The sequence below is a fragment of the Streptomyces sp. PA03-5A genome (genome assembly GCF_033792725.1).
GTDB lineage: Bacteria > Actinomycetota > Actinomycetes > Streptomycetales > Streptomycetaceae > Actinacidiphila.
Map to the genome: position 1 here is coordinate 35,547 of NZ_JARAVL010000054.1, position 9,587 is coordinate 45,133.

Sequence of the window (9,587 nt, forward strand, 5' to 3'; positions counted from 1 at the left end):
CCTCTCTGTGGATAACGTCTGATCAACGCTGCGCGTTACGGCCTAGCCGGAGATATTCGCGACCCCGGCCCACACCGTGACCGCCACGGCGAGCAGCATCGCCACGCACGTCCCCCACTGGACCAGCGCCCGGCGCGAGCGGGGCGCGTACGCCATCGCGACGGCGATGATCGCCCCGGTGACGAGACCGCCGATGTGCGCCTCCCAGCTGATGTTCCCCCAGGTGAAGGTGAACAGCAGGTTCAGCCCGAGCAGGATCAGGACGGGCCGCATGTCCATCCGCAGCCGCTTCACGAAGACGGCCGTGGCGCCGAAGAGCCCGTAGATCGCGCCCGAGGCACCCAAGGTCAGGGTCTCCGGGGCCAGCAGCACCACCAGCGCGCCGCCCCCCAGCCCCGCGACCAGGTAGAGCGCGGTGTAGCGGGCCCGGCCGAGCAGCGTCTCCAGCGGGCCGCCGATCCACCACAGCGAGAGCATGTTGAAGGCGATGTGCGCGAAGTCCTCGTGGAGGAACATCGAGCTCACCAGCCGGTACCACTCGCCCGGCCCGCCCGCCACGCCGCACACCGCGGTGCCAGGGGCGTAGCACGGGACGAAGAGCCCCAGCTCGGTGACGAACTGCTTGCCCTCGACCTTGGCGAGCAGGAACACCAGCAGGTTCAGCCCGATCAGGATCTTGGTGACCAGCCGGGGGTCCCCGGCGACCGAACCGCCCGCCACCGTGCGGGGTTCGGCGGCCTGGGCCGCACGACGGCCCTCCCGCACGCACTCCGGGCAGTGGAAGCCCACCGACGCGTTGATCATGCACTCCGGACAGATCGGCCGCTCGCAGCGGGAACAGCGGATGCCGGTCTCCCGGTCCGGGTGCCGGTAGCAGCGGACGGCCTGGTCGGTCATGTGTCAGCCCTTCGCAGCGGAATCGCCCCGCCCGTCATACGCACGGGCGGGGCGTTCGGGTTCCCGGGACCCTAGCGACGCTCGATCACGACGCTCTGAATCACCACGTCCTCCAGCGGACGCTCGGTGCGCGGGTTGGTGGGGGCGGTCGCGATGGAGTCCACGACCTTCTGGCTGGCGGGGTCGGTGACCTCGCCGAAGATGGTGTGCTTGCGGGTGAGCCACGCCGTCGGGGCGACCGTGATGAAGAACTGCGAGCCGTTGGTGCCCGGGCCGGCGTTCGCCATGGCCAGGAGGTAGGGCTTGGTGAAACCGAGGTCCGGATGGAACTCGTCGGGGAACTGGTAGCCGGGGCCGCCGGTGCCGTTGCCCAGCGGGTCGCCGCCCTGGATCATGAAGCCGGAGATGACCCGGTGGAAGACCGTGCCGTCGTAGAGGTGCTCGTGGGAGGTCCGGCCGGTGTGCGGGTCCGTCCACTCACGGGTCCCCTCCGCGAGCTCCACGAAGTTCTTGACCGTCTTGGGCGCGTGGTTCGGCAGCAGCCGGACGGTGATGTCCCCGTGGTTGGTCTTCAGGGTGGCGTAGAGCTGCTCGGCCACGATCTTGCCTTCCATAGTCCTCACTGACAGGGGCAAATCCTCGCACGTCACGCCTTCCCGCACGCAACTGTCGCGCCCCAGGTCATCCGGTGGCATCGTCGGTGACGGCTCCCCTTGACCCGGATGCCCGTACGCACATGCCGTACCCCGCGACGGCGGGCATGATTTCAAACCGGGTGGAAAGGCGAAAACCGAACGCCACCGAGGAGGAGGTTCTCGTGACCCGCATCGACAGCGTGCGCGACGCAGCCGAGAGGACGAGGGTCAGCGTGCGGCACGCCGCGGACGTGGTGGCGCCGTACGCCGACACAGCGAAGCTCAACGCCGCGCACTACACGGACGAGGCCAGGCTCTACCTGGCACCCCGGGTGTCGGCGGCCGGGCGGCAGGCCCGCGCGGCGGCCCGGGCGCAGTACGACGCGCACCTGGCGGCGCGTCTCGACCAGGCCCTGGCGGCGGTGCCGCCGGGCGTCCAGCAGAAGGTCGGGACCGCCGCCCGGCGCACCCGTGACAGCGCCCGTCTGGCGGCGGAGTTCACAGCGCCGCGGATGGGCCAGGCGGTGACCACCGTGCGCAGCGTCGCGGCCCCGGCCGCGGAGGAGGCGGCCGCCCGCAGCGCCGCCGCGGTCGCCGTGCTGCGCAGCCACGTCACGGCGGACGACATCCGCAAGCTGGAGCGCCGCCGCGAGCGCCGGGCCCGCAACGGGCGGTTCGCCAAGGGCCTGCTCCTGGCGGGCCTCGTCGCCGGGGCCGGCTTCGCGGCGTGGAAGTGGTGGAGCAAGCAGACCAACCCCGACTGGCTGGTGGAGCCCGCGCCCGCCACCGAGGTCGCCGACCGCGCCTCCCTCAACGGCGGCGTCGGGGCCGACGCCTCGTTCGGCAAGGTCGACGGCTCGCCGGTGGACGCGCTCGACCCGGAGGTACAGGCCAAGCAGGCGGAGTCGGACGCCGACGACCGCCGCGACCACGGGGACACCCACCCGTGACGTGACGGTCCGGACACCGGCGGCGGTGCGACACGACCGGCAGGAGGGCGGGACCCGTGACGGGTCCCGCCGCCCTCCTGCCGTACGCACCCGTCACCGTCCGGAAGGCGCAGGCAGCGGCAGGACCTCCTCCTCGGCCTCTGGGTCGGCGATCTGCGCGGGCACCCCGCGCAGGGCGTACAGCGCCACGACGGCGCCGACCGCGAGCAGCGCCGCCCCCACCACGGTGGTGACCTGGACGCTGTGGCAGAAGGCGTCCTTCGCGGCCGCCAGCAGCGCGGCCCCGTCCGCCCCCGGCACCCGGGCGGCCGCCTCGGCGGCCCCGCCCACCGACTCGCGGGCGGCGTCCGCGGCACCTGCGGGCAGTCCCGCGGGAAGGGCGAGCGCTTCACGGTAGACCGCGCCGAGCAGCGAGCCGAGGACCGCGATGCCCAGCGAACCGCCCATCTCCATGGCGGTCTCCGAGACGGCGGCGGCCGCGCCCGTCCGCTCCTTGGGGGCACTCGCGAGGATCGTGTCGTTGGTGACCGAGACGATCAGGATGATGCCCGCGCCGTTGGCGACCAGCGGCGCCAGCAGCTCCCAGTACGGCGTCCCGGGCGTGGAGAGCCGGCCGAGCACCGCCGTGCTCGCGGCCAGCAGCACCAGGCCGAGGGCCACCACCCGCGCCCGGCCCAGCCGCGGGATCAGCGCGGTGGCCAGCGGAGCGGCGAAGGCCGCGGCCAGCGGGCCGGGGAGCAGCGCCAGCCCCGCGGTGAAGGGAGACCAGCCGCGGACGACCTGGAAGTACAGGGAGAAGGCGAGCGACAGCGTGGACGAGGCGAAGATCATGACCAGGTTGGCGCCGACGGCGCCGCTGAAGGCGGGGTTGCGGAACAGCCGCAGGTCGATCAGGGGCTCCTCGACCCGCACCTGGCGGCGGGCGAACAGCACCAGGGCCGCCGTCCCGATCGCCGCGGCGATCCAGACCGGCGCATGGTCCACGCCGTCCCGGAAACCCTCCTTGACGGCGTAGATGGCGCCCACGACACCGACGACCGACAGCGGCACGCCGATCCAGTCCAGCCGTCCCGGCCGGGGGTTGCGGGACTCCGGCAGCACCAGGGCGCCGGCCACGAGGACGACCGCCATGAGCGGGACGTTGATCAGGAAGACCGAGCCCCACCAGAAGTGGTCCAGCAGCAGACCGCCGACCACGGGGCCGAGCGCGAAGCTCGCGGCGGCGATGCCGCTGCTGATCCCGATGGCCGTGGTGCGCTCCTTGGCGTCGGTGAAGGCGTGGCGTACGACGGAGAGCGTCGAGGGCACCATCGCCGCCCCTGCGACGCCGAGCAGCGCGCGGCCGGCGATCAGCGCCCCGGGGTTCGGTGCGTAGGCGGTGAGCAGCGAGGCCACGCCGAAGGCGGCGGCGCCCAGCAGCATCATCCGCTTGCGGCCGAGCCGGTCGCCGAGGTTGCCCATGACGACCAGCAGGCCGCCCATGGCGAAGCCGTAGACGTCGGAGATCCACAGGATCTCGGTGCCGGACGGACCCATGTCCTTCAGCAGCGACGGGATGGCGTAGTTGAGCACGCTGTTGTCGATGCCGAGGAGCATGGCGGCCAGGCAGCAGACGGCGAGTGCGGCCCAGCGATGGCGGGCGGGGGCCGCGGGCGTCACGGCCGCGGCGTCGTGTGTGCGTGCGGGATTCGTCATGACCGACACGGTGCGCGCGGGCGCTGACCGGCCGCGCACCGTGCGCTGACCGGCGGCAGCCCGGGCCCGGTCAGCGCGTGGTCAGCCCGGTCAGTGCCCGCAGCGCCCGGTCGGCGGGGAGTCCCGCACCGCGCGCGTAGGCCTCCTGGTGGGCCGGGTCGCCGAGGGCGGCCCGTGCGGCGCCCTCGGTGCGGGCGGCGTCGGGACCGGCCGGCACCTCGGTGCCGCGCAGCGCACTTGCCACGCCCAGCAGTTCCGCAGCCCGTGCGGGGTCGCCCTCGGCGAGCGCGAGGCCGGCGAAGGCGTCGGCGAGGTTCGCCGCCAGCGGCAGGTCGCGGGCCCCGTGCTCCACACCCGCGGCCTCGCGCAAGTGCCCGCGGGCGCGGACGGTGTCGCCCTCCTCCTGGGCGATCCTGCCGAGGGCGATGTGCGCCTCGGCACGGGCGCTCTCGCCGGTGTACCAGCCGTCCAGGGACTCGGACAGGGCCAGCCCCGACAGCCGCCGCGCCTCGGCGAGGTCCCCGGTCAGCCGGGCGCACTCGCCGAGGCCCAGGTGGGCCCCGGCGAACATCTCCCGGGCGCCGCAACCGCGGGCGAGCTCCAGCCCGCGCGTGAAGTCGGCCCGGGCCTGCTCGTACCGTCCCGCCCGCAGGCCGCACCTGCCGCGTTCGCCGAGCAGCTCGGCGACGCTCTCGGTGGCGCCCAGCTCAGCGGCGTGACCGAGGGCCTCGTCGATCAGCCCCACGGCCCGCGCCACGTCACCGCGGGAGCCGGACAGCCAGGCCAGCTGTGTGAGGGCCATGGTGGCCCCCCAGCGGTCGCCCAGGGCGCGGAACCCGGCGAGGGCCCGGTCGAACTCCGTCTCGGCCGCGGCGATGTCACCGCCGACCATCCACGCGTGGAACCCCGAGCCGACGTGGACCAGGGCCCGCTGCCAGGGCTCGACGAGGCTCGCCGCGCCGTCCGCGTACCGGGCGTACGTCTCGTCGTCCGGCACTCCGGCGAAGGGCGCCCAGAGCAGGTTGAGCACGGGGTAGCGGCGGGCCATGCCACCGAGCCCGGCGACGACGTCCGTGGCGGCCGCCAGGTGGACGGCGAGTTCGGCCTGGTCCGCGGTGACGGAGGCGGCGGTGATCACGCACAGCGCGTACTCCTCCGCCAGCCCCGGCGGCCCGCCGGGCCCGGTCACCGCCAGCAACTCACGGGCGGGCCGGGCACCCTCGTAGCGCATGCCGCGCAGCATCCAGTACGTGCACAGGGCCGCGAGCAGCCGCAGCGCCACGGCGGTGTCGCCCGCGGCCACCGAACCGCCCAGCGCGGCGTGCAGGTTGTCGTGGTCGGCGGCGAGCCGGCCCAGCCACTCCAGCTGCTCGGCCCGGCGCAGCCGCGGGTCGGCGGTCAGCGCCAGGTCGAGGAAGTACGCCGCGTGCGCCCGGCGCAGCGCCTCCGACTCGCCCGCCTCGGCGAGGCGTTCGGCGGCGTACGCCCTGATGGTCTGGAGCAGCCGGTAGCGCACACCGCCTCCGTCGCCGTCCGGACGGTCCACCACCACCAGCGACTTGTCGGCGAGGGAGGCGAGCAGGTCGAGCACGTCCTCGGCGTCGATGGCGTCGCCGTCCGCCGGGCCGGCCGCGGGTCCCGCGCAGATCGCCTCGGCGGCCGGGAGGGTCCAGCCCCCGGCGAAGACGGAGGCGCGGCGCAGCACGGTGCGCTCGTCCTCGGGCAGCAGCTCCCAGCTCCAGTCCACGACCCCGCGCAGGGTCCGCTGACGGGGCTGCGCGGTGCGACTGCCCCGGGAGAGCAACCGGAAGCGGTCGCCGGGCCCGGCGAGCACGTCACCGAGCCGGTCGGCGACGTCGGCGGCGGACAACGACCGCAGCCGGGCGGCGGCCAGCTCGATGGCGAGCGGGACGCCGTCCAGGGCCCGGCAGATCCGGGCGGCCTCCTCGGCGTCGGGCAGCCTGCCGGACGGACTCACGGCGGCGGCCCGCTCGAGGAGCAACCGGACGGCGGGGGAGCCGAGCACGTCCTCCTCGGGCGCGCCGGGGGCCGGCAGCGGCAGCGGTTCGAGCGGGCAGAGCGTCTCGCCGTTGACGCCGAGCGCCTCCCGGGTGGTCGCCAGGACCCGCACCCGCGGGCAGGCGGCCAGCAGCTCCGCGGTGATGCGGGCGACGTCGGTGATCAGGTGCTCGCAGTTGTCCAGCACGAGGAGCACGTCCCGGTCGGTCAGCGCGGCCGTGAGACGGGCGAGCGGCGAGCCCTCCGGCCCCCCGGCCTCCCGCCCGGCGGCCCCGGGGAGCAGACCCGCCTCCCGCAGGCCCAGGGCCCCCGCGATCGCCTGCGGCACCTCGGAGCCGTGGGTCAGCCCGGAGAGGTCCACGAAGCAGACCTCTCCCGTGTGCCGCCCGGCCGCCTCCACCGCGGTACGGGTCTTGCCCGCACCGCCCGGGCCGATCAGGGTGACCAGCCGGGCGTCACCGAGCCGCGCCCCGATCCGTGCCAGCTCCTGCTCACGGCCGATGAAGCTGGTCAGCTGGGCGGGCAGCGCGTGCCGGCGGAGCGGCGCGGACGGACTCCCGGCGGACGATGTTTCACGTGAAACACCCGAAGACCGGGCATCCGGCACGCCTTCGGTGCCCCCGGTGACCGCGGCAGGCGCGGTACGGGCGGGCACCGGCTCGCCGCGCAGCACCGCCAGATGCGCCTCCGCCAGTTCCGGACCCGGGTCGGCGCCGAGGGACTCGGCGAGTTCACGCCGTGCGTCCTCGTACACCCGCAGCGCCTCGGACTGGCGGCCGCAGCCGTACAGCGCCCGCATCAACTGGGCGCGCAGCCGTTCCCGCAGCGGGTACCGGGTGACCAGTTCCTGCAGTTCGGCGACGAGTTCCTGGTGGTGCCGTGCGTCCAGCGCCAGCTCGGCCGCGATGCGGTCCTCCACCGCCGCGATCCGCAGTTCCTCCAGCCGCGCCACCTGCGCCCGCGCGAAGGGCGCGTCGCCCACGTCCGCCAGGGCCGAGCCCCGCCACAGGTCCAGCGCACCGCGCAGCAGGCCCGCGGCCCGCCCGGGCTCACCCGCGGCCAGCGCCTCCCGCCCCTCGGCCGCGAGCCGCTCGAAGCGGTGCACGTCCACCTCGTCAGGGGTGACCACCAGCCGGTAGCCGCCCGGATGGCGCTCGATGGGCACGGCGACGGCCGCGCGCAGCCGCGAGACCTGGGACTGCAGCGCGTTGCCGACCCCGGCCGGCGGCTCGTCCCCGTACAGCCCGTCGATCAGCCGCTCGGTGCCGACGATCCGGCCCGGCTCCAGCAGCAGCATCGCCAGCAGCGCCCGCCGGCCCGGGCCTCCGACGGCGGCGGTGCCCCCGTCGTCCCGCAGCGCTCTCGTCTCCCCCAGAATGCCGAACCGCACGCCGCCGATTCTGCCGTACGGGTCCGCGGCCGGCACCGGACCCCGGGAACACGACAGGCCGGGACCTCCATGAGGTTCCCGGCCCGGTCGGACGGTGTGGAGCCTAGGGGAGTCGAACCCCTGACATCCGCCATGCAAAGACGGCGCTCTACCAACTGAGCTAAGGCCCCGTGCCGCAGACCAGCGTACCGGCTGCGGAGAGGATCACCGACCGAGTATCGGGGGTCCGTAGGATGACGGGCAAGTTCGCGGCCGCAAAGGTCCCCCGTCAGGAGCCCGCAATGGACAGCTCGCAGCCGGACGCCACCACCCGCGTCCAGGACATGCAGCGCACCTGGTACGGCGAGCCGCTCGGCGTGCTGTTCCGCCGCCTCATGGAGACCCTGGCGCTCAACCAGGCGCGGCTGGCGGGGGTGCTGGGGCTGTCGGCGCCGATGCTCTCCCAGTTGATGAGCGGGCAGCGCGCGAAGATCGGCAATCCCGCGGTCGTGCAGCGGCTCCAGGCGCTGCAGGAGCTCGCCGCGGAGGTGTCCGGCGGGACGGTGGCCGCGGCGGACGCCGTGCCGCGGATGGAGGAGATCCGCGGTTCTGAGGGCTCACCCCTGCTCGGCACCACCCAGAGCGCGACCGGAGCGCCGCTGCCGCCCGCGCGCAGGGTCGTCCACGAGATCCGCTCGCTGCTGCACGGGGTGGCCTCGCCCGCCGAGATCGCCGAGGCGGCCGATTCCCTCGCCCACCGCCACCCCCAACTGGCAGAGTTCCTCCGGGTGTACGGCGCCGGGCCGTCCGACGCGGCGGTCCGGGACTACGAGGCGCGGAAGCAGGGGGCGGACGCACGCCATGGGTGAGGTCTTCGCGGGCCGGTACGAACTGGTCGATCCGGTCGGGCGCGGCGGGGTGGGCGCGGTGTGGCGCGCCTGGGACCGGCGGCGCGGACGTTACGTGGCGGCCAAGGTGCTGCTGCAGAGCGACGCCCACGCCCTGCTGCGCTTCGTCCGGGAGCAGGCGCTGCGCATCGACCACCCGCACGTCCTGGCCCCCACCAGCTGGGCGGCCGACGACGACAAGGTGCTGTTCACCATGGACCTGGTGCGCGGCGGCTCGCTGTCGCACCTCATCGGCGACTACGGCCCGCTGCCGGCGCGCTACGTCGGCGGCCTGCTCGACCAGTTGCTGTCCGGCCTGACGGCCGTGCACGCCGAGGGCGTGGTGCACCGGGACATCAAGCCCGCGAACCTCCTGATGGAGGCGACCGGCACCGGGCGCCCGCACCTGCGTCTGTCGGACTTCGGCATCGCCATGCGCAAGGGGGAGCCCCGGCTCACCGCGGCCAACTACGTCGTGGGCACCCCTGGTTACTTCGCCCCGGAACAGCTGCTCGGCGCCGAGCCCGACTTCCCCGCCGACCTGTACGCGACCGGGCTGGTCGCGCTCTACCTGCTGGGCGGCAGCAAGCCCGACGCGGAGGCGATCGTCACCCAGTACGTCCACGGCATGCCCCGGGCCCCGCAGGGCGTCCCCGGCCCGCTGTGGGAGGTGATCGGCACCCTGCTGCAGCCGGACCCGGAAGCCCGCTTCCGCACCGCCGCGGGGGCCCGCAAGGCCCTGGCGGCGGCGGTGGAGCTGCTGCCGGACCCCGAGCCGGACGAGGAGGCCGTCGAGGTCTTCGACCAGATCGGGCCGCTGCCCGCCGGCTTCTCCCCCGACGGACCGGTGGACCCGGCGCCGTCCGTGGAGGGGACCGGGAGCTTCCGCCTGCCGCCGCCCGCACCCGCCCCGCGGCCCGCCGCGACGGCTCCGACGCCGCCCACACTGCCGACGCAAGCGCCGGTCACCCCGGCGCCCACGCGTCCGTACACGGCCACCGTGGCGGGTGCCGGCGCCCCGGTGGCCGCCGCTGCCGCTGCCGCCGCCGCCGTGGGCCTGCCCGTCGTCGGCTACCGCCCCATCCCGGGCCACGGCAAGGCCGGGGCGCACCAGATGGCGGCGCTCGGTCTGACC

7 protein-coding genes and 1 tRNA gene are annotated in these 9,587 nt (G+C 74.9%); 3 read left to right on the forward strand and 5 right to left on the reverse strand.

Annotation, left to right across the window (positions count from 1 at the left end; translation table 11 throughout):
* Nucleotides 1–42 precede the first annotated feature (42 nt).
* The gene (locus tag PV410_RS40785; protein ID WP_500331620.1) at nucleotides 43–897 is read right to left on the reverse strand and encodes a rhomboid family intramembrane serine protease; all 855 of its coding nucleotides are present in this window, start codon (nucleotides 895–897) and stop codon (nucleotides 43–45) included.
* Between the two features lie 71 nt (nucleotides 898–968).
* A complete protein-coding gene (locus PV410_RS40790; RefSeq protein ID WP_499516890.1) occupies nucleotides 969–1,496 on the reverse strand; it encodes a peptidylprolyl isomerase in 528 nt (175 codons plus the stop codon).
* A gap of 218 nt (nucleotides 1,497–1,714) precedes the next feature.
* On the opposite strand from PV410_RS40790, the gene PV410_RS40795 reads away from it, so the two are divergent.
* On the forward strand, nucleotides 1,715–2,482 hold the full coding sequence (locus PV410_RS40795) for a DUF5324 family protein (protein WP_500331622.1): 768 nt from the start codon (nucleotides 1,715–1,717) through the stop codon (nucleotides 2,480–2,482).
* A gap of 93 nt (nucleotides 2,483–2,575) precedes the next feature.
* Here the strand turns inward: PV410_RS40795 and PV410_RS40800 are convergent, their stop codons facing one another.
* The 3 genes from PV410_RS40800 to PV410_RS40810 form a co-directional block, all read right to left on the reverse strand.
* The gene (locus tag PV410_RS40800) at nucleotides 2,576–4,177 is read right to left on the reverse strand and encodes an MFS transporter (protein WP_500331624.1); all 1,602 of its coding nucleotides are present in this window, start codon (nucleotides 4,175–4,177) and stop codon (nucleotides 2,576–2,578) included.
* 70 nt (nucleotides 4,178–4,247) lie between these two features.
* The gene (locus PV410_RS40805) at nucleotides 4,248–7,586 is read right to left on the reverse strand and encodes an AfsR/SARP family transcriptional regulator (RefSeq protein WP_500331626.1); all 3,339 of its coding nucleotides are present in this window, start codon (nucleotides 7,584–7,586) and stop codon (nucleotides 4,248–4,250) included.
* Between the two features lie 97 nt (nucleotides 7,587–7,683).
* A tRNA-Ala gene (locus PV410_RS40810) sits at nucleotides 7,684–7,756 on the reverse strand.
* 111 nt (nucleotides 7,757–7,867) lie between these two features.
* Between PV410_RS40810 and PV410_RS40815 the strand changes: the two genes are divergently transcribed.
* Nucleotides 7,868–8,434, forward strand: a complete 567-nt coding sequence (locus PV410_RS40815) for a DNA-binding protein (RefSeq protein ID WP_500331628.1) — start codon at nucleotides 7,868–7,870, stop codon at nucleotides 8,432–8,434.
* Nucleotides 8,427–9,587 (forward strand): serine/threonine-protein kinase (locus tag PV410_RS40820; protein WP_500331629.1); only part of this gene is annotated, 1,161 nt, incomplete at its 3' end. The genes PV410_RS40815 and PV410_RS40820, both read left to right, overlap by 8 nt.

Bases quoted from the DNA above. Each gene is read 5' to 3' on its own strand.
- PV410_RS40785 (WP_500331620.1), bottom strand. From the start codon at position 897: ATGACCGACCAGGCCGTCCGCTGCTACCGGCACCCGGACCGGGAGACC.
- PV410_RS40815 (WP_500331628.1), top strand. From the start codon at position 7,868: ATGGACAGCTCGCAGCCGGACGCCACCACCCGCGTCCAGGACATGCAG.
- PV410_RS40800 (WP_500331624.1), bottom strand. From the start codon at position 4,177: ATGACGAATCCCGCACGCACACACGACGCCGCGGCCGTGACGCCCGCG.